The 18,248-nt window shown below is 51.3% G+C and carries 15 protein-coding genes; 6 read left to right on the forward strand and 9 right to left on the reverse strand.

Annotated features, from left to right (window positions below; genetic code table 11):
- Nucleotides 1-28 precede the first annotated feature (28 nt).
- The 3 genes from AC3WQT_RS21560 to cysM all read left to right on the forward strand — a co-directional run bounded on the left by AC3WQT_RS21560 (nucleotide 29) and on the right by cysM (nucleotide 2,722).
- Nucleotides 29-913: a LysR family transcriptional regulator gene (locus AC3WQT_RS21560; RefSeq protein WP_492706953.1), complete on the forward strand. Its 885-nt coding sequence runs from the start codon at nucleotides 29-31 to the stop codon at nucleotides 911-913.
- Nucleotides 914-1,066: 153 nt separating this feature from the next.
- On the forward strand, nucleotides 1,067-1,570 hold the full coding sequence (locus tag AC3WQT_RS21565; protein ID WP_492706954.1) for a ComEA family DNA-binding protein: 504 nt from the start codon (nucleotides 1,067-1,069) through the stop codon (nucleotides 1,568-1,570).
- 249 nt (nucleotides 1,571-1,819) lie between these two features.
- The gene (gene cysM, locus AC3WQT_RS21570) at nucleotides 1,820-2,722 is read left to right on the forward strand and encodes a cysteine synthase CysM (RefSeq protein ID WP_492706956.1); all 903 of its coding nucleotides are present in this window, start codon (nucleotides 1,820-1,822) and stop codon (nucleotides 2,720-2,722) included.
- 341 nt (nucleotides 2,723-3,063) lie between these two features.
- Here cysM and AC3WQT_RS21575 read toward each other — a convergent pair whose 3' ends face one another.
- The 5 genes from AC3WQT_RS21575 to AC3WQT_RS21595 form a co-directional block, all read right to left on the reverse strand.
- A complete protein-coding gene (locus AC3WQT_RS21575; RefSeq protein ID WP_110257001.1) occupies nucleotides 3,064-3,363 on the reverse strand; it encodes a hypothetical protein in 300 nt (99 codons plus the stop codon).
- 334 nt (nucleotides 3,364-3,697) lie between these two features.
- Nucleotides 3,698-4,837, reverse strand: a complete 1,140-nt coding sequence (gene mltB / locus AC3WQT_RS21580) for a lytic murein transglycosylase B (RefSeq protein WP_492706958.1) — start codon at nucleotides 4,835-4,837, stop codon at nucleotides 3,698-3,700.
- 17 nt (nucleotides 4,838-4,854) lie between these two features.
- Nucleotides 4,855-6,867 (reverse strand): transglutaminase TgpA family protein, encoded by a 2,013-nt coding sequence (locus AC3WQT_RS21585; protein ID WP_492706959.1) that lies wholly within the window; start codon nucleotides 6,865-6,867, stop codon nucleotides 4,855-4,857.
- Nucleotides 6,868-6,872: 5 nt separating this feature from the next.
- A complete protein-coding gene (locus AC3WQT_RS21590) occupies nucleotides 6,873-7,847 on the reverse strand; it encodes a DUF58 domain-containing protein (protein ID WP_492706961.1) in 975 nt (324 codons plus the stop codon).
- A gap of 28 nt (nucleotides 7,848-7,875) precedes the next feature.
- Entirely contained in the window at nucleotides 7,876-8,796 is a 921-nt protein-coding gene (locus tag AC3WQT_RS21595; protein ID WP_492706963.1) for an AAA family ATPase, read from the reverse strand.
- 287 nt (nucleotides 8,797-9,083) lie between these two features.
- On the opposite strand from AC3WQT_RS21595, the gene AC3WQT_RS21600 reads away from it, so the two are divergent.
- From AC3WQT_RS21600 to AC3WQT_RS21610, 3 genes are read left to right on the forward strand one after another with little or no spacing between them, the layout of a single operon-like run.
- Entirely contained in the window at nucleotides 9,084-10,022 is a 939-nt protein-coding gene (locus tag AC3WQT_RS21600; protein ID WP_492706965.1) for a histone deacetylase family protein, read from the forward strand.
- Nucleotides 10,023-10,025: 3 nt separating this feature from the next.
- On the forward strand, nucleotides 10,026-10,580 hold the full coding sequence (locus tag AC3WQT_RS21605; protein WP_492706967.1) for a GNAT family N-acetyltransferase: 555 nt from the start codon (nucleotides 10,026-10,028) through the stop codon (nucleotides 10,578-10,580).
- Between the two features lie 49 nt (nucleotides 10,581-10,629).
- Nucleotides 10,630-11,139, forward strand: coding sequence for a nuclear transport factor 2 family protein (locus AC3WQT_RS21610; protein WP_492706968.1), 510 nt, complete (start codon nucleotides 10,630-10,632; stop codon nucleotides 11,137-11,139).
- Nucleotides 11,140-11,170: 31 nt separating this feature from the next.
- On the opposite strand, the gene AC3WQT_RS21615 is transcribed toward AC3WQT_RS21610, so the two are convergent.
- The 4 genes from AC3WQT_RS21615 to AC3WQT_RS21630 form a co-directional block, all read right to left on the reverse strand.
- Nucleotides 11,171-11,665, reverse strand: a complete 495-nt coding sequence (locus AC3WQT_RS21615; RefSeq protein WP_492706970.1) for a phage tail protein — start codon at nucleotides 11,663-11,665, stop codon at nucleotides 11,171-11,173.
- A 96-nt stretch (nucleotides 11,666-11,761) separates the two neighbouring features.
- Nucleotides 11,762-12,235 (reverse strand): phage tail protein, encoded by a 474-nt coding sequence (locus AC3WQT_RS21620; RefSeq protein ID WP_492706972.1) that lies wholly within the window; start codon nucleotides 12,233-12,235, stop codon nucleotides 11,762-11,764.
- A gap of 12 nt (nucleotides 12,236-12,247) precedes the next feature.
- On the reverse strand, nucleotides 12,248-13,804 hold the full coding sequence (locus tag AC3WQT_RS21625) for a hypothetical protein (protein ID WP_492706973.1): 1,557 nt from the start codon (nucleotides 13,802-13,804) through the stop codon (nucleotides 12,248-12,250).
- Between the two features lie 82 nt (nucleotides 13,805-13,886).
- On the reverse strand, nucleotides 13,887-18,242 hold the full coding sequence (locus AC3WQT_RS21630; RefSeq protein WP_492706975.1) for a hypothetical protein: 4,356 nt from the start codon (nucleotides 18,240-18,242) through the stop codon (nucleotides 13,887-13,889).
- Between the last annotated feature and the right edge of the window lie 6 nt (nucleotides 18,243-18,248).

An 18,248-nucleotide genomic window follows, 5' to 3' on the forward strand; every position in this document is an offset into this window, starting at 1 on the left:
TAATCTATTGAGCCATGAGGGACGGGATATGGACGAACTTGATATCAGTGGCATCAGGGTGTTTCGCGAGATTGTCGAATCCGGCAGCTTTACTGCTGCGGCTGACAGGCTGGGTATGGCAGCACCCATGGTCAGCAAGCATATTGCCAGGCTGGAGCGCAAGCTGGGCGCCAGATTGCTCAACCGCAGCAGCCGCAGCATGAGCCTGACGGAGGCGGGCAAGGATTTCTTTGCACAGGGCAGGCAGGCGCTGGACATACTTGATGCTGCCGTTGCCTCGGTCGCGCAAGAAAGTGGGCCACCACGCGGTGAATTAAAGATCAGTGCCCCGGTCTGGTGTGCCAACCCTGGGTTTGCCAGGGTGCTGGCAGACTTTCGTGAAAATTATCCTGAAGTCAGGCTGGATCTGCACCTCGATAATCATATGGTCGATCTGGTGGCAGATGGCTTTGATCTGGCCCTGAGGGCGACAGACGAACCATCACCAGCCCTGATTGCCAGGCGTTTGTGCAAAGTCGATTTTCATCTGGTTGCCACACCAGCGTTTGTGAAAAAACTGGGGGCTGGCAAAAAAGACGAACCCATCAACATGGCGATGATATTACCCAATTACGTGCAATTGGAAAGATTTCATATGCCAGTGCAAACAGGGGGCGCGCCACTAAAGCTGGATGCCATCATGAAGTGCGGTGACACGACGCTGAGTTATCACTGCGTACTGGCAGGTATGGGTGCTGCATTTTTACCCGAATGGCTGGTGAGTGAAGATCTTGCTTCTGGCCGTTTGCAACTGGTGGCCGGTAATGAGCCGGGTTTTACCGGTAATTTGTATGCGGTCTATGCCAGCCGTCGTCAGATGCCACCCAAGTTACGCTGTTTTATCGACTTTTTGATAGACAGGTTGGGTGATTAGTCATATTGACATTAAATTGTGGAATACTTGTCAACGGAATGAATCCAGTTCCGTTGATAGTTGCATAGCCAGCGATAAAACCAGGCTATGTCGGTTAAAAATCCGTTTTAAAATTCGCTTTAAAAAATGTTCAATTATTGAGGGAGTGTTCGCATGTTGAAGAAAATTATATTTGGCCTGATGGCTTTGCTGGCTGCTACTGGTTTTGCATTTGCTGATGTCGATGTCAATAAAGGCGATCAGGCTGCACTGGATGGTATCAAAGGTATAGGCCCGGCCAAATCCAAGGCCATCATAGAAGAGCGTACCAAGAATGGCGCCTTCAAGGATTGGGCAGATTTTGAAAGCCGCGTCAAAGGCATAGGCGAGAAAAGCTCCAGCAAATTGTCTGAAGCGGGTTTGACTGTTAATGGCCAGGCTAAACCTGGTGCAGCTGCAAAACCAGCGGCCAGTGCTGCATCTGCTAAAGCGGATAAAGCTGCAGCCAAAGCTGAAAAAGCCGCCCCGGCAGCTTCTGCGGCATCTGCTGCATCCACTGCTTCTGCAGCCTCGGCTGCATCGGCAGCTTCCAAAGCCTCAGCAGCATCTGCTGCGTCAGTGGCTTCGGCAGCATCTGCTGCCTCCAAGGCCAGTACCAAAGAAGTCAAGACCAAATAATTTGGTGTTGATGCTGGTAGCAAGCAAAAACATCAGGGGCTACCCTGAGGTTTTTTATTAGCTTATTCAAAATCTGTATAAGCAAATTTGCGACATCATATAAAGCGGCGAAGGGCTTGATCTGTCTGGGAAATACGCGGATTTAAACATGTTTACCCGGCGTTTTGCCATCTATTTGCTTGCTTATGCGGCAAGCGTCTAAAGGTAACTGCGATTAGAATAAGAGTTTGTCTTTTTAAGCTGCTTACCATGACCTATCTGACCATCGAAGACACCATAGGCAATACACCGCTCGTTAGATTGCAGCGCATACCCGGCGAAGAAAACCACCGACGTAATAACGTCATCCTTGGCAAACTGGAGGGTAATAATCCTGCCGGTTCTGTCAAGGACAGGCCCGCCTTGTCCATGATCAAAAGGGCAGAAGAGCGTGGCCGTATCAAATCTGGTGACACCCTGATAGAAGCCACCAGCGGCAACACTGGTATTGCCCTCGCCATGGCTGCGGCCATGCGCGGTTACAAGATGATCTTGCTGATGCCAGAAAACCTGAGCATAGAGCGCCGTCAAAGCATGGCTGCCTATGGTGCGCAAATCATGTTGACACCCAAGACTGGCGGTATGGAATATGCGCGTGACCTGGCAGAACAAATGCAGTCAGAAGGACAGGGCGTGATACTCGACCAGTTCGCCAATCCAGATAATCCTCTGGCTCACTATGAGGGTACAGGGCCAGAAATCTGGCGTGATACCAAGGGCAAGATTACTCATTTCATCAGTGCCATGGGAACCACCGGCACCATCATGGGTGTATCTGCTTATTTGAAGGAACAGAATCCGCAGATCCACATCATCGGTGCGCAACCGGAAGAAGGCTCGCAAATACCAGGCATACGCAAATGGCCAGAGGCTTACATGCCCAAGATTTTTGATAAAGCCAGGGTAGATCAGGTGGAGTCCGTGACGCAGGCAGATGCCGAGCACATGGCACGCAGGATGGCGGTGGAAGAGGGAATATTTTGTGGTATTTCTGCCGCAGGTGCATGCGAAATCGCTTTGCGCGTTGCCCAGACTGTAGAAAACGCCACTATCGTCTTCATCGTCTGTGATCGTGGCGACCGTTATTTATCGACGGGTGTATTTCCTGCCTGAGGATTCGCAGGTGTGAGCGCAGATATTGCGCTCACTAATTGGTTTACGGACCAGGCACACCCAGAGCATTCACGTGCAGGGCTTACTTACTGAGCTCATTCAGAGAACTCACTCAGAGAACTCATTCGGAGAACTCATTCAGCTGAATCCTGTCAGCGACACATCTTTGTTATACATCTTTGTCAGCTTTTACATCAAGCTGTCATAAATCCGGTGCAAAATAAAGCAATAAAAAAATACCGAAATCACGCTTGTGGCGCGTTTTCGGTATTTTTCAATGAAGCAATTATCCTGAAAATCCAGAGATTTATCAGGCAGCAATCACCGATCAAATAAAAGACTTAAGCTGCGTCTTTTGGTTTGAATTGTTTGTCGCTGATACGGAACTTCGCACGACGGTCGCCCATCAATTCGCGCAGTTCTTTGATACTGACATCGCTGATTTCATGCATGCGGATCAGCAGTGATGCGCCGACCGGCAGGCGACGATGCCTGATTTTACTGATTACTGGTGGTGCCACTTCCAATGCTCTGGAGAGTGCTGCATCATTTTTCAAATGCAATTGCTTGATCAGAGTATCCAACAGATTGTTTGGATCATAGTCGATTTCATCGGATTCAAGCTGGGTCAAATTTGCCATAATTACCTCGCTGTGTAGTTTATTGACGCTTAATTAGTTGCTTCAATAAAAAATTAATCAAACGGTAATATTGTATCTTTAAAATATAATTTGCTTGTCAGAAAAATAGCAAACCATTGTTAAATCTCTTGACACTTTGCTTAGTTAAGAAGTAAATGTGTCAACTAGATAACAGCACTTTAGTTTAGAAAATACTGAATGGCAATGTTTATTCCAGTAATTAGTTACTAGAATAACATAAATTAACAATTTTATTCGGTTTATTAAAATCTGTTAAATTACGGCCTTCCTCCTTCAACACTCTGTAATGCTATCTATTTCGCTTGAATACGAATTATTTTTGTCTTGCCGCAGCAATGACACGCCCTAGGTCAAAGACTGACATTGCGTAAAAATAACTGCGGTTGTACAGCGTGATAGCAAAAAAATTCTCTGTTGCCAGCCAGTATTCTGTTGCGTCGTTGCCATTTTGCAGATCGACAAGACCATATTGGATGTTTGTTGGCGCCTCACTACTGGCTGTTGTTGCAATGGCTTTTAAATCCTGCAACTGATAGCTGACCTGTAAACCTTTCCCCAATGCAGTGTTGAGCAGTTCACTTTTCTCATTCAGCACCAGAGTGGCAGGGAATGCGATGGGCAAATTGCGCTTCCATCCATGCACCGCAAGATAGTGGGCGACGCTGCCTATGGCATCTACGGGTGAATCAGTCAGGTTGATTTTGCCATCGCCATCAAAGTCCACGGCATATTTTCTGATGCTGCCTGGCATGAATTGCGGCCAGCCTATCGCGCCTGCATAAGAGCCTTTAAACACGAAGGGATCCAATGAGGCTTCTCTCGACATCAGCAACATGTTTTCCAGCTCGCCACGGAAAAATTGCATGCGTATATCACGGGTAGGTGTGTCGGGGTAATCGAAGGCCAGCGTGGTCAGCACATCCATCACGCGAAAGCCACCGGTCTGTTTGCCAAAGATGGTTTCGACACCGATCAGGCCGACGATGATTTCTGGCGGCACACCATATTCCTGCTCAGCTTTTGTCAGTGCATCGGCATATTTATCCCAGAAGGCAATACCGGCTTCGATACGGTAAGGTTCGACAAAGCGGGCGCGATAGGCCTTCCAGTTTTTGGGTTTGCCGGGTGGTGCAGGGCGCATTAATTGCCTGGCGGTTTCTATGTACTTTGCCTGCTTGAAGATGGCTTTCAATTCTGCTTCGGTATAACCATGTTTGCTGACCATTTCAGAAATGAAGTTGGACACTTCCTTCCATTGCTCAAAATGGCTTTCATCTTTTTTAGCTTTGGCAGCCGGGGCTGATGCAATATTCGCAGCGGTTTTTTTTGTATGCTTTTTCCCTGTTGCATGTGCTTCGCCCGCAGTGAGCATGGCGGTAGCGATGATCAGGGAGTAAACGCCATTCAGCAATGTGCGGGGCTGGTTTGATGCGGAGGTGGTCAGTGAGATCAAAATACGTCAATAAAAAATTAGCGGCATGCGGCCAGCAAGGTTTTCAAACGCCGGATCAGCGTGCTTTCCGGGCCAGGATTTTTGCCGTAGCGGGCACTTGCATAGAGTGTCAGAAAACGCTCGGCGTTTTCAAAATCAGCTACGGGCAAGCTGCTGCGCAGTCTTTCCAGATAGGCTTTGGGCCCTTCATGTAATGCGCGTGCTGCGGTCTTTTTTTCCATCTTGCGACAGAAAGAAAAGTATACCTTATCAAGCGCTGTGATACGTGGCCGGTTGCGAATCAGGGGTAAAGCGATCAGACCCAGTATCAGACTGGTTGCAATAAAAAACAACAAGGTCAGTTGAGCCCAGTCAACTTTCATGAAACCCAGAGAATTCAGCAAGCTTCTTTGGGTATTCTGGTTGTAATTCAGTACCCACTGGTTCCATGAATTGTTGACTGCACTCCACTGCATGCGTACCTGATTGAAAAAAGAAATTCCATCCGGGCTCAGATTCATCAGACCGGCCAGTCCCTGACGTGGCACTGCGTAATTAAGTGAGCGTTGCACCCTTTCAGGTGCGACGGCTGCTGTCGGATCGACTCTGACCCAGCCTTTCGTTTCCAGCCAGACTTCAGCCCAGGCGTGGGCATCGGATTGGCGTATTTCGAGGTAGCCATCAACAGAATTCAGATTGCCACCCTGATAGCCAGCCACTACCCGCGCCGGTATATTGGCTGCGCGCATCAGCAAGACAAAGGCACTGGCATAGTGTTCGCAAAAGCCGGCCCTGGTGTCAAACAAAAATTCATCAGCACTGTTTTTGCCCAGACGGGGTGGCTCCAGCGTGTAAGAATAAGCCTCGCGACGGAAATAATTGAGTATTGCCCAGATCAGTTGCATATCATCTGGATACTGCTGACGTAAGGTGGCAGCAAAAGCCAGGGTGCGCGGGTTGTAACCCTCTGGCAATTTAAGTGAATCCGCCATCATTTCCCGGCTGCTTGCTGCTTCCAGGGTATAGCTGGTGTAAGACTCTATTGTGTATTTGAGCCTTTCATTTGTGGCTTGTTCGCGCCGCGTCTCCATCAGTTTGTTGATGATGGCAACGCTGCCCGTGTTCGCTTCTAATTCCGGCTTGCCTGCAGGCATGTCCAGTGCAAACAACCAGTTCTGTCCATTCGCTTCCAGCGTGATTTCCTGATGGATCGCCTGACCACCGTACTTGATCCAGTTTTTATCCTGATCAGTTTTATAGGATGACCTTTTTTCTTCCTGTGACCAGCTACGTCCATCGAATTGATTCATGACGATGCCGCGCCAGTATAGCTGGGGTTTGGCAGGAATGAATTTATCGAACTTGACGCGAAATGCAATTTCTTCAGACTGGGCCAGTTCGCTGATATTGCCTGGTGACATGGAGCTTGACAGCCCGCTGCGCCCGGACTGTGCATCACCTGGCAAGCCCCAGAGTGGCCCTTGTATGCGTGGGAATAGCACAAAGGCGATGATGGTCAGGGGAATTGCCAGCCCAAGTATACTCGCCCCTAGCTTGAGCCTTTGTAGTAATGGTGGTACTACACCGGTGTAATGAAATGACAGTTGCGCTGTTAACAGCAGGCATAAACCAGTCAGTGTCAGCATGGCGGCGAAGATCGTCTGCTGATAAAAGAAACTGGTCAGTAATAAAAAGAAACCAAGGAAAATCACTACGAACAAATCGCGCTTGGCATGCATTTCCAATAGCTTGCAAGTCAGCAGCAAGACCAGCATGGTAACGCCAGCTTCCCTGCCAAAAAAAGTCCTGTGTGTCAGATACACGCCTGCCATCATCATGGTAGCGACAGGTAATAGTAGCAAAGGCGGTGGCAGACGGCGGCCACTCAGTGTCAGCCAGCCTCGCCACACCAGAAGCAGGGCACAAGACGCATTTACCCACCATTTGACATGATCTGCATGCGGCAAGAGTACGAAGACACAGGCAAAGATCAGCAGCAGGGTATCTGCTTTATCACGTGAGAGTATGGTGCGGAAGACGGGCAGTTTCATGATGCTCATATCTCGTACAGTGCCAGTGCGCGCAGGCAGGCTTCGCAATGCTCCGGTCCTGTGGTGGGCGGATACTGCGTTTGCGCGAGTTTGAAGCCGTAGGTCAGGCCACGTTGATCGGCTTCCAGTACCCAACTGGTCAGGCGCGATAATTTCAATTCTGTATCCAGATTCCTTGGCAGGGCGGCAAAGTCCAGCATGACGTCACTGCCAGAACCACCAGCGAACTGCTTGGTTACCAGCGCACCACCCAAAGCCGTATCGACTTTGGCTATCTGCTTCCAGGCCAGATGTTTCATGGCGTCCCCGGGCTGATAGGCGCGCACACCGGCAAAATCTTCGTCGCCTGCATGGCCTGGCAGATCCGTTTTTTTTCCAGCGCCGGACATCGGTAAAGGAGGTGGATTAGGTTCCGGCTGCGGGTAAACCAGGGCATTCGCATCTGGCAGCCAGGTACTCCATGCGCGCAGCAGACCGAGCGGATAATTGGTTTGCAAACGTATTCTTGGTATGGCCACCAGACCCCTGTTGACAGTGGGATAACTGAGTTGCACTGCGACCCGGCTGTCGGCAGCGATATCTACAAATTTTTCTGGATGGCCTTTTTCAGCAAAACCCACGCTGATGGCATAGCGTGGGTGAGCGCGGCGGTTGATCAGATAAACCGTATATTCGGTTTCTTCGCCGGCAAAGACTGCCCTGGCTGAGCCGGGCAACAGATGCAGGTAAGCCAGATTACGAAAACCATAGAAGACATTGACCAGCGCAATGCCGCCCAATACATAGGTCAGGCCAAAGCCCAGGTTCAGGCTGTAATTGGTGGCTGCCAAAAACATCAGCAGCAAAAGGACGACAAATACCAGCCCGGGTTTGCTGGGCAGGGTGAACACCCTTCGTTGATTCAGGAACACTTCACCGCTTTCTGGTTTGTGTTCCAGAAAAACGATTTTGCGCAGTCTTTTTTTTATCGATGTGAACATGCCGTTATTTATCAGTGGCTGCTCAGCTTCAGACGCTGACGCGTTTCATCAATTGCGCCAGCAATTCGCTACTGGCACTGACTTTGCCCGTCATGGATTTCAATGGACGCAACCTGTGCGCAATCACGGGTATCAAAACTGCCTGTACATCTTCTGGCAAGACGTGGTCGCGGCCTTCCATGGCTGCCCAGGCGCGCGCTGCCTGCAACAAGGCGATAGAGGCGCGTGGGCTCATGCCTTCTGCAAATAAATCACCCTGGCGTGTCGCGTGCGCCAGTGACTGTACGTAATCAACCAGTGCAGACGAGGTATGGATTTTCTTGAGTTGTTGTTGCGCTTCCATTAATTCTTCTGCCTGCATTACGGCTGGTAATTGCGCCAGCAGGCTGCGCCTGTCTTCTCCCAGCAATAGGGCACGTTCTGCCGCAGCATCTGGATAGCCGAGCGACAGGCACATCAAAAACCTGTCCAGTTGCGATTCAGGCAAGGCAAAAGTACCTACTTGATGGGCAGGATTCTGGGTGGCGATGACAAAGAAAGGCGAGGGCAGGTTGCGGGTCTGTCCTTCTACCGAGACCTGCCTTTCTTCCATGGCTTCCAGTAATGAAGATTGTGTCTTGGGGGTAGCGCGATTGATTTCGTCGGCCAGCAATACCTGGGCAAACACAGGGCCGGGATGAAAAACAAATTGCGATTTTTCCCTGTCAAAAATCGAGATGCCAACCACGTCAGCCGGTAACAGGTCACTGGTGAATTGCAGGCGATTGAACTTCAAACCCAGTGAAATTGCCAGCGCATGTGCCAATGTGGTCTTGCCGACACCAGGTAAATCTTCGATCAGCAAATGCCCACCTGCCAGCAAGCAGACCAGCGCCTGCCTGATTTGCTGCTCCTTGCCTATGATGACGCTGTTGACCTGTTTTGCTACTTTATGTACTTTGGAAAACATGTTTTTCCTTGCTGAGCGATGTTTATTATTGCCTGAAATTCATGCAGGGTATGTCTGAAGCCGGTAGATGCTGCCCATGAATTGTCAAATTTAAGTGCTCACAGTGTAAACCGAAATGTCAAAAACTGTTGCTCATAGTGAAAAGTTTCAGACAGACGGATTTGCAAAATCAGGCAAATAGGGTGAAACTGATAATAAGACAGATAAGATAAACGGAACTTATATCACTCATACTGCGCTGGCATGTCTGTGCCGGGCGGGATTTGTGGCAGTTCTGGCACAGAGACATGACAACTGCGTATTACACCCATGCTGACTGCAAACGCCATGAAATGGGCTCATGGCACCCGGAATCACCTGAGCGCCTGCAAGCCATAGACGATCAATTGATTGCCAGCCGTATCAGTACTTTGCTCGATCACCGTGAGGCACCGCAAGCCACAGAAGCCCATCTGGCCCGTGTGCATACTGCCGATGCCATCTACCGCATACGCGAAAACTGTCCTTCAGAGCGGTCAGAGTACGAGCATTTCCCGCTGGATGCTGATACCTCATTGAATGCTTATACCTGGCGTGCCTCGTTGCGTGCTGCCGGTGCCGCAGTAGCCGCAACTGATGCCGTGCTGGATGGCGAAGTGGAAAATGCCTTTTGTGCCATACGTCCGCCTGGCCACCATGCTACCCCTAGCGAAGCCATGGGTTTTTGCATGTTTAATAATGTGGCCGTGGCAGCCAAGCATGCACTGGAAATGCGCGGCTTGCAGCGCATCGCCATTGTTGACTTCGATGTCCATCATGGTAATGGCACGGAAGAGGCTTTCCGCAATGATGAACGGGTGCTCATGGTGAGTTTTTTCCAGCACCCCTATTATCCCTACACCGGTACTGAGCATCCAGCCCGCAATATGGTGAACATTCCCGTACCGGCGCATAGTTATGGTGACGTCGTGCGCCAGTTGATCACTGAGCAGTGGTTGCCTGCCTTGCGCAAGTTTGAACCGGAGATGATCTTTATCTCTGCCGGTTTTGATGCCCATCGTGAAGATGATATGGGGCAGATGGGCCTGGTCGAAGCTGACTATGCCTGGATCACCAAGGAAATCATGAAGATTGCCCAGGAGTTTTCCAATAAGCGCATCGTCAGTTGTCTTGAAGGTGGCTATAACCTGTCTGCCCTGGGGCGTAGCGTGGTGGCACATCTCAAAGTCCTGGCTGACCTGGATTGAACCATGATTAATTACAGTAGACTGAGTCCGCTGAAGACGGAGCGTCTCTTACTACGCAAGATGGAACGTAGCGATATAGACAGCGCTGCCACCATCCATGGTGACCCCGCCACCAATATCCATAACCCCACCGGCCCCAGATCACGCGAAACCACCAGGGTATTGCTGGATGACTGGGCAGGTGCATGGGATAGGCAGCATTTTGGTTACTGGACAGTCTGTTCTATAGATGAGCCAGATCAGGTGTTGGGCTTTGGTGGCATCATGCGCAAGCAGATAGGTGATTTCAGCGGCCTGAATATCTATTTCCGTTTTGCTGCTCACACCTGGGGCAGGGGCTATGCCACGGAAATGGCCATGGCAGCCTTGCATGCGGCCTTTGTGGTGCTGGCTGAGGATGCAGTATATGGCCTGGTCAGGCCTGCCAACACTCCCTCGCGCCGCACCCTGGAAAAAATCGGCATGCAGCTATACTCGGAAGTGGAAGATGTGCCAGGTGAAGCCGCCAGCCTGATTTATCGCATCACCCGTGCCGATTACCTGAGCCGACAAAACTGATACCCGGATCAGGTTACGAAAATCGTGCTATGAAAACCAGGACGTGAAAATGAAAAAGACACTGAGTGCTTTATTGGCAGCATGGGCCATGCAGACTACATTGGTTCATGCCGCAGATGATATTGCAAGCGTCACGAGCAAAGTTGCCCAGTTCATTGATGAATGGCATGACGATGCTGCCCATGCACGCCTGCAGTATTTCGACAAGATGGCAAAAGACGGTGTGTACATAGGTACCGACAAGACAGAACGCTGGACACGTGACGAATTCAAAGCCTGGGCCAAACGTTTTTTTGAACGTCCGTCTGCCTGGGCTTTTACTTCTTTTAACCGCCACATCAATATGTCACCAGACCGTAGCTGGATCTGGTTTGATGAGCAGTTGAAAACACAGATGGGCATTTGCCAGGCCAGCGGCGTCATACACCATACTGCGCAGGGCTTTGAAATCATGCACTACCAGTTGTCACTGACTGTGCCGAATGAACTGACTGATTATCTTGCTGCCGGTGTGAAGCAACTGGCTGAAAAACAGGCTGAACAGACGCAGAAAAAATAAATCCTGAAACTGCTCCAGCCTGCTTATGCTTTCAATACTTGATGATGTAAGTCAGGGCAAAATACGGCGGGCGGTTTTCATGCGCCTGATTACCGCCAGTATTGGTCGTGCCGTAATAATGGTTGTCATTGTCCATACCACCTTTGCTGCCTTTTTGATTGCTACCCTGATAGCCAAGCGGCCAATCGTCGTAAGCCTCGCCAAAACCGAAATGCTGATGGCTGGGTATCTGGTTGACATTGAGCGTGACAGTTTCAACACCGCCCGTGCTTTTGAGTGGGTAGTTGCTTAGGCCATTCCCCTGTCCTGTACCGATGACAAAACGGCTGCGCAAGTCTGGTACGGTGCCACCGATGACTGCGAACAGGTTGGGGTAGGTCGATTGGCTGATGGTCTGGCCGACGCAAAGCAGCCAACCGTTAGGCGCATCGCTGCCGCCAAAGGCAATGATGGAACCGACAGGCAAAGGGTTGATCGCTACTGTGTCGGCAGATTGGGCAGGGGCTGTGCTGGTTAATGTGCTCATGGTGGTTTTATATGAAAAAAAGTGAAAATGATGCAAAAATATATCTATGTTTGCACCACTACGATAAGTCGGCGCTTTGTACTTGGTTGCTGCAATTTAGTATTTGATGATGTAGGTCAACGCATAAAAGGGCGGCATATTGTTATGTGCCCAAGTGGAGCCAGCGCCGCCCGTCCAGGTTGTAAACGCCGAACTGGTTGTTGACCAGCCCTCCGAATTACCTGTGCCATTATTACCTCCGCCGTTACCGCCACCAACACCATAGGAATGGCTGTGGTTGGGCATTTCATTGAGGCTGAGTGTGTGGTTTTCTTCTCCCCCAATGTTATTCAGGGTACGGTTTGCCAGCCCATTGCCCTGGCCTACTCCGACAATAAAGCGGCTGCGCAGGTCCGGGACATTGCCGCCGACCAGCGCATACAAATTCGGATAGGTTGATTGTGCTATACCTGCACCATCGCATAGCAACCAGCCGTTTGGTGCTGCGGTTCCTGCAAAACTGACGACGGTGCCGACGGGCATCTGGATGGTAGCGATGGCTTGCGCAGTGACGACATTTGAATTTGGCATGGTATACTCCGGTCAGTCATTAGTAGTGTTGCCATACACATTCAGTGTATAGGTAGTTTGTGGCGAAGTTGGGTTGACTATATAAGTCGAAGCGGTTTGCGGAACTGGCAGTTTGAGTGGGCTGCCTGAACCGTTGTCGGCAATGATTTCAAAACTGTCCTGTCCCTCAATATCCCATTGCAGCTGGAAGGCATAACTGGCCGGTGGCACGATCGTGGTCGGCTGTATTGTAAAACTATTGATCACAGGTGGGAAGATCAACGGAACCGTGCACTGTATCTTGTTCAACTGATTTTGCCAGTTGCTGTCAGAGTAAGCCCAGCAATACACAGTCAGGGTCTGGGTCTTGGTAATGCCAGTGATCTGTGGATGCTCAGTGTCATAATTGAGTGCGGGATGTGCAGTAGTGCCGTAGGTATACTTTTGTTCCGGTATGGTCATGCCTGGTATATAGAAGCTCAGCTTGACACTGCCAACACCAAACATGCTCCAGGTCAGTGGAATTGAGACCTGTTCAGTTGAACTGTTAACAGGGATAGTTTCTGCCAGACTGTAGATGCCTATCGCGCCAGGATTGGGTGGAATCTGCTTGCTGATAGGAACGACAAACACCGTATCGTTGTAATGCGTGCCATCGTTCGCCATGAAGCCTGAAAACTGCACATACATCTGCGTAGGGCCAGTCGGTGTCATCGAAATGATATTGGCGAAAGAGAATGTCACATTTGACTGGTCACCGGTACCTATGATCTGTTTGTTGGTATTGTTGGGCGTCAGTGTCCAGGTTGGCGAATTCGCCTGGCCGGTAACAGAAGGATTTTGCACACTCCAGCCACCAGTCTGATCTACATAAATACCGGCGCTGATAGCCCAGGCTGAGCCCGTTTGTGTCGCTTGCTGTTTGTCGTCCGGCGCCAGCGAGCCGCTGGTTGTGCCATACACAAAACTGACTGATACCTTGGGTGAGCCTGTCCACATATTATTGCCATTGAACAGAGGTGTGCTACCTATATTCTTGAGGTTCAGGTACAGGGTATTGGTCAGTGGATTGCTGATGGCGGACACATAGACCGCGCCGCCAAATTCTGGTGCGACGCTGAGCACCTGTTGCAGATTCAGGTTGCCTGGCGCAGGTTGTGCAACCAGCGCCAGCGCTGACGATACCTGGCTAGGGACATTGGCACCGCTGATGTCATTGAAGTTGATCTGCACGACGTCAGCGGTAGGAGCATTCGACGTCAGCACATTGTTGATGCTGAAAGTGATGGCACCATTACTGAACCAGGAGGCGTTGCCGCCTGTCCATTTCAGTTGCAGGGCCATGTCAGTGCTGTTGTAACTGAAAGTCCAGCCTGCAGGCGAGATATTGCTGATTGCCATCTGCTCAAGTTGTGTTGCCGTGAAATACAGCGGCATGAACACTTCCAGATTGGCAGCGTTAGTGAGATTGATATCAGCCCCGGTGTCATTGGTGAGCGCGATATTCAGGCTGGCTGTGACCCCTGTATAAATGGTAGCGGGCGTGCCCGGTACCGCAGGGTTGTTCATGGTCATTATTACTGAGCTCATAATTTTTTCTGTCTGTTAGGGTTGATCAAAATAATAAATGTTCAGTAGTGCTGGCTTGGTTGTTACTGCTTATATGCATGGTTCATTCATTACTATCCGGGGTGAGTTCCAGCCAGCCCTCCTGCAGGGTCTGTGGTGAATAACCATAGACCGGGGTTTCATTGGCGGCGTTGGCGATCAGCGCTGTCTCGGTAGTGCTGCCCGGTGTGATCCACGACCATGCATAGCCGGCCTCAGCAGGTAAGGGTACGACCAGACCCTGGTTCATTTTCAGCATGGGTCTGGTGACGAAATTGACTTGCAGGCTGTTCATTGCGGTCGAATACTGGTCAGGCGGTATGCTCAGTTCATTGACAGGCAATATGCCTGTCGTGGCATGCACTGCCGCCCGCGGATCAACCAGCATGGTCAGGTGACGTGACGCTGCATTCAGGGTCAGTTGCACCGTGGTTTCAATCGGCGCCCGGACGCCGCCCTGCATACCAGGATCGGCTGCAGGTGCATAAAATACGGCACCGGTGTAGGGATTGTCGCCAGTGCCATCCATCAGGTAACCAACCAGCCCGTCATCCAGATTGGCGAGGTCCCCCAGCCGCAGTGGGAAGTTGAGGTTTTGCAGGTTGGCACTGCTGTAGGCCATGCGGTCTGTGTAATTGACGCGGTTATTATTCACGTCTTGCGGGAGTGGTGCGCCAGGGCCGCTGCTTGCCTGGCTGATTGGCAGCAGGTTGCCAGCAGTTTCCAGCCCGACCGAGGCCCTGACCAGGGCCAGGGGATTACCCAGCAGTACCGACAGATTCGCATCCCTGGCGTAATTGGCCGGGTTGATATAGTCGGCCGAGTCCAGTATCACCTTCATCAAGTCTTGCAGGTAGCTGGCGTTCTGGCCATTGATGTACCACATGTAGTTGGCCAGGTTGGCGTTCACCTTGGGTAAGCCTGGTTCGCCTATGTCATAGGCCAGGCTGCTGGTAGGATTGGCCAGGTTACCGGCACGGGTGCGATAGACCAGCGCTGGGTTGGTGCTCAGATGTTCTATGCCAAAAGTGCCGATCGGACTGCCATCCGCATTGTAGAAGAACAGGTTATTGTCGAGGTGATTCGGCATGATCCAGCCGCACACGGGTGAGGTGGCAGGGTGATGGCTCATCTCTTCAAAATCCCCGGTGATACCGGCGATGCTGGTGTCATACGAGGCTGACAACCATTGGAACCACAGGCGGCTAGAGGCCAGTAACCTTGGTGGCAGGTAAATCTTGCCCTGGTTCGCTGTATCTTCAGCAGGCGGCGTCATGGAGTAAGCGGTAATCACCTCAAGAGAACCGTCAGGATTGGTCGCCGAAGTTGCCAGATCCATGCGCTGACCAAAGGCATCGACGATTTCTATGCTCATGATCTCCAGGAAGCCAGAACGCAAGGGGCCAAAATTACCTTGGGCCAGCAAGCCCGTGGAGATAGGTTGCTGGCTGTTGAAGCCAAAGTCATACCAGTTGTCCCAGGCATTTTGTTTGGCGGCGTTGGCAACGGCGGTGGTCACGCTGTCGCGGCTGCCCTTGGTCAGGTCCTGCACCGCTACCTGGGCAACATCGGCAGTCAATATCTGCTGGATATTGAAGCCGCTGATCGATTGCGCCAGGAAGTTCTTGTCGGCATACAGGTCAGCTATGCTTTGCAGGGTAGGGTTGTCCGGGTCACCGGGGTGGCTGGCTATATAAGAGTTGATCTGGTACACCAGCACGCCGGTGGAGTTGGAACTCATCGTCGATGAATTGCCATAAGTGATGGCGTCTGGCGAGGTGAAGTTGACCGCCTGGCTGCCATTCATCTTATAGACGTAATCGACAGCATCTGTATCCAGAGTAAAGAAGTCCGTGAGATTGGATGGTGAATAAATCGCGTTGCCATTGCCGTCCCTGGCTTCCCACAGCAAAGGATTGAGCCTGACGTTCCAGACCATAAATACGGGCAGGAAGGGATTGACCTGGCTGGATGGGAAACCGGCTGGTGTAGCCTGGGTGCTCCAGCCTATGGTATTTGGTGCCCAGCCATTGTTGGTGGTATTGCTGAATGTGATATTCAATGACTGTGGTGCGCTGATAGCGATAACGGGATTGGCTGCGGCCTGGTAGTTGTCGCTTGCCACCGTTGTAAACAGACTGGTATCTGTGGATGCAGGCACACCACCGGCATTCGGTACAATATCAAGCGGGCTCAGGCCACCTTGCGCATACATCAGACTGGTGGTAAATGCGGACAGTGAGCTGACTGCCGGATTATTTGCCCCTCCTATTGCAGCGAGACCGGATGCAACTGCCGCTGCCAGCATGGGCGTGATCAGGCAGGCTTCGCCTAGCAGGGCGTTGACATCGCTACCCATGGGTATATTGCTGTTGATGGCAGGAACTATGCCTGTGTTGCTGGCCGCTACCCGGAGCTCATTGCCGTTGTAGCTGATATTGAGCTGCCCCAGTATTTCCTGGCTCAGACGTACAAAGGTCAGTGCTTTCTTGCCATTCCTGCTGGCAGGTTCCATCATGTCACCCTGCATCAATACCAGGGGTTCATTCGGCAGATAGAAAGCGTCACTCTTCGTGCATTGCACCTGCCAGGCCGGGTAAGCCGCCAGGGCATTTTGCACTACCTGATAATTGTCCCAGACCTTGTAAGCCAGACTGGAGAGAGAGACACCGCTGACTGGCTGGCTGACACCAGTGACTGCACCTGATTCTTCGTCCGTAATATACGACAACATACCAACCGCCGTACTCTTGGCGATGACGGCATTCAATTCACCGCCGCTGGCAGTGTTGATGAAATTCGTCATATTGCTGATACTGATATTCGGGTCTGTGATTTCACCCGTGTACAGCTTCACATAATGCGTCCAGTCCATGAACAATTGCTTGCGCATGGTGGAGAGCGCGGCGCGGCCCATGTCGTAGTTTTTCTGTGCCTGGTTCAACAGGTAGAGTTGTTCGGCCAGGTCCAGTGGCAGGGTGACCTCGGTATCGGGATTGACCGGGGTGTCACCATTCACTTCCTTGCTGCCGATAATCCATAAGTAACCTCCGGGGTCGGTGGAAAATGCATTGCTGTGCAGTGCTTCTTCCAGCGTGATCAACTTGTTGGGTGTTTTTTCCAGATCGGCAAGCAGGCCCAGTTGCAGGGCATCCAGCAGGTATTCATAATTGCTCAATACATTTGGATCATTGGTCTGCTGGCCCATGTCGGTCTTGAGCATGGCAGCCACGGCTTCTTCGGTTGAATTGCCGACGGCAATCTCGACCTGGGTATCCCAGACTGAAACGTTGCCTGCATTGTTCGACTGCAAAAAGTAAGTCGTGCCGGGATTGCTGAGCATGTTCCAGACAACTTCCTGGCTGGTGCCGGCAGACAGGGTTTCGTCTGGATAGTTGAGCGCTGCAATCGTGTGATCCTGATTGAGCTCATAGCTGACATCGGCCATATTGAAGGTCCACTTCATTTTTCCGCTGGTGATCTGCTGGAAAAAATCATTGGGCGTCAATTCAGGGGCAACATGGTTGTTGTTACAGTCAGCCAGGTAGCGGTTATAGTCGTCGGTAATATGGGCATCGATGTTAGCCAGAGGATCAGACATGCTCTCATTGAGCCAGCCCGTGACCTGATAACTGGTGCGGAACTGTATCGTCGCATTCGCCTTCAGGGCTTCATACAAAGACTTGTAGCCAGCGTAAGGCACGTCAGAAAAATTATCCCAGAAGCCAAACACACTGCAGCATTCAGGGTAGTAAGAGCCAAAATAGGCACCGACAAAACCTATTGATGTCAGGTACAGCGAGTTGCCATCAGTGGCCTTGTAATTCGGCAGGTAATTCGATGCCGGTGTATTCGCCGGGTTCCAGCTTGCTGCATCGACCACCCGCCCCATGTACATGAAAGGCTGCTGCTGGAAGCCAGGCTGGGCTGGGATAGGAACAGAGATGACAGGCCGTATGATGCCAGAAGCATCGGCCTGCAGCGTCGATGACAGGTAATCACTCTCGACTACCCAGCTCTTGCTGCTGATGCTGCCATACGCCTGGGTTTGCGTATCATAGAAACTCAGGAAGCGAGTTACCAGCCAGCGGTTTGGCGCAGCCGGGAAAACCAGGTTGCCGCCTTCGGCAGGTTGTGTCCCTTTGCGAAAATAATCAGGCAATTCCCATTGCAGATGCACGCCAACACCTAGGGGATTAGCCGGGCTGTTGAGTGGGTTGCCACTTGCTGTACTGCCCAGCGGAGCGTAAATCTTGTCACCGGTACTGGCCGCTGCCGGTGGCGTACCACCATTCGGGTTGTACCAGGGCATGGAATTGAAGCTGGCTGTCTTGCCCTGGAAGCCGCCGACAACGTTGGTGGCGTCGTTATTGTTGACGCGCAGCGCGGCAATATTGAGTGGAACGATTGCGTTCATCATAATTTT

Source organism: Undibacterium sp. FW305-107, assembly GCF_058788535.1.

Coding starts and splice junctions, on each gene's coding strand:
- AC3WQT_RS21605 (WP_492706967.1), top strand. CDS start 10,026: ATGATTAATTACAGTAGACTGAGTCCGCTGAAGACGGAGCGTCTCTTA.
- AC3WQT_RS21610 (WP_492706968.1), top strand. CDS start 10,630: ATGAAAAAGACACTGAGTGCTTTATTGGCAGCATGGGCCATGCAGACT.
- AC3WQT_RS21600 (WP_492706965.1), top strand. CDS start 9,084: ATGACAACTGCGTATTACACCCATGCTGACTGCAAACGCCATGAAATG.
- AC3WQT_RS21625 (WP_492706973.1), bottom strand. CDS start 13,804: ATGAGCTCAGTAATAATGACCATGAACAACCCTGCGGTACCGGGCACG.
- AC3WQT_RS21615 (WP_492706970.1), bottom strand. CDS start 11,665: ATGAGCACATTAACCAGCACAGCCCCTGCCCAATCTGCCGACACAGTA.
- AC3WQT_RS21585 (WP_492706959.1), bottom strand. CDS start 6,867: ATGAAACTGCCCGTCTTCCGCACCATACTCTCACGTGATAAAGCAGAT.
- AC3WQT_RS21560 (WP_492706953.1), top strand. CDS start 29: ATGGACGAACTTGATATCAGTGGCATCAGGGTGTTTCGCGAGATTGTC.
- AC3WQT_RS21565 (WP_492706954.1), top strand. CDS start 1,067: ATGTTGAAGAAAATTATATTTGGCCTGATGGCTTTGCTGGCTGCTACT.
- AC3WQT_RS21595 (WP_492706963.1), bottom strand. CDS start 8,796: ATGTTTTCCAAAGTACATAAAGTAGCAAAACAGGTCAACAGCGTCATC.
- AC3WQT_RS21575 (WP_110257001.1), bottom strand. CDS start 3,363: ATGGCAAATTTGACCCAGCTTGAATCCGATGAAATCGACTATGATCCA.
- cysM (WP_492706956.1), top strand. CDS start 1,820: ATGACCTATCTGACCATCGAAGACACCATAGGCAATACACCGCTCGTT.
- AC3WQT_RS21590 (WP_492706961.1), bottom strand. CDS start 7,847: ATGTTCACATCGATAAAAAAAAGACTGCGCAAAATCGTTTTTCTGGAA.
- AC3WQT_RS21630 (WP_492706975.1), bottom strand. CDS start 18,242: ATGATGAACGCAATCGTTCCACTCAATATTGCCGCGCTGCGCGTCAAC.
- AC3WQT_RS21620 (WP_492706972.1), bottom strand. CDS start 12,235: ATGCCAAATTCAAATGTCGTCACTGCGCAAGCCATCGCTACCATCCAG.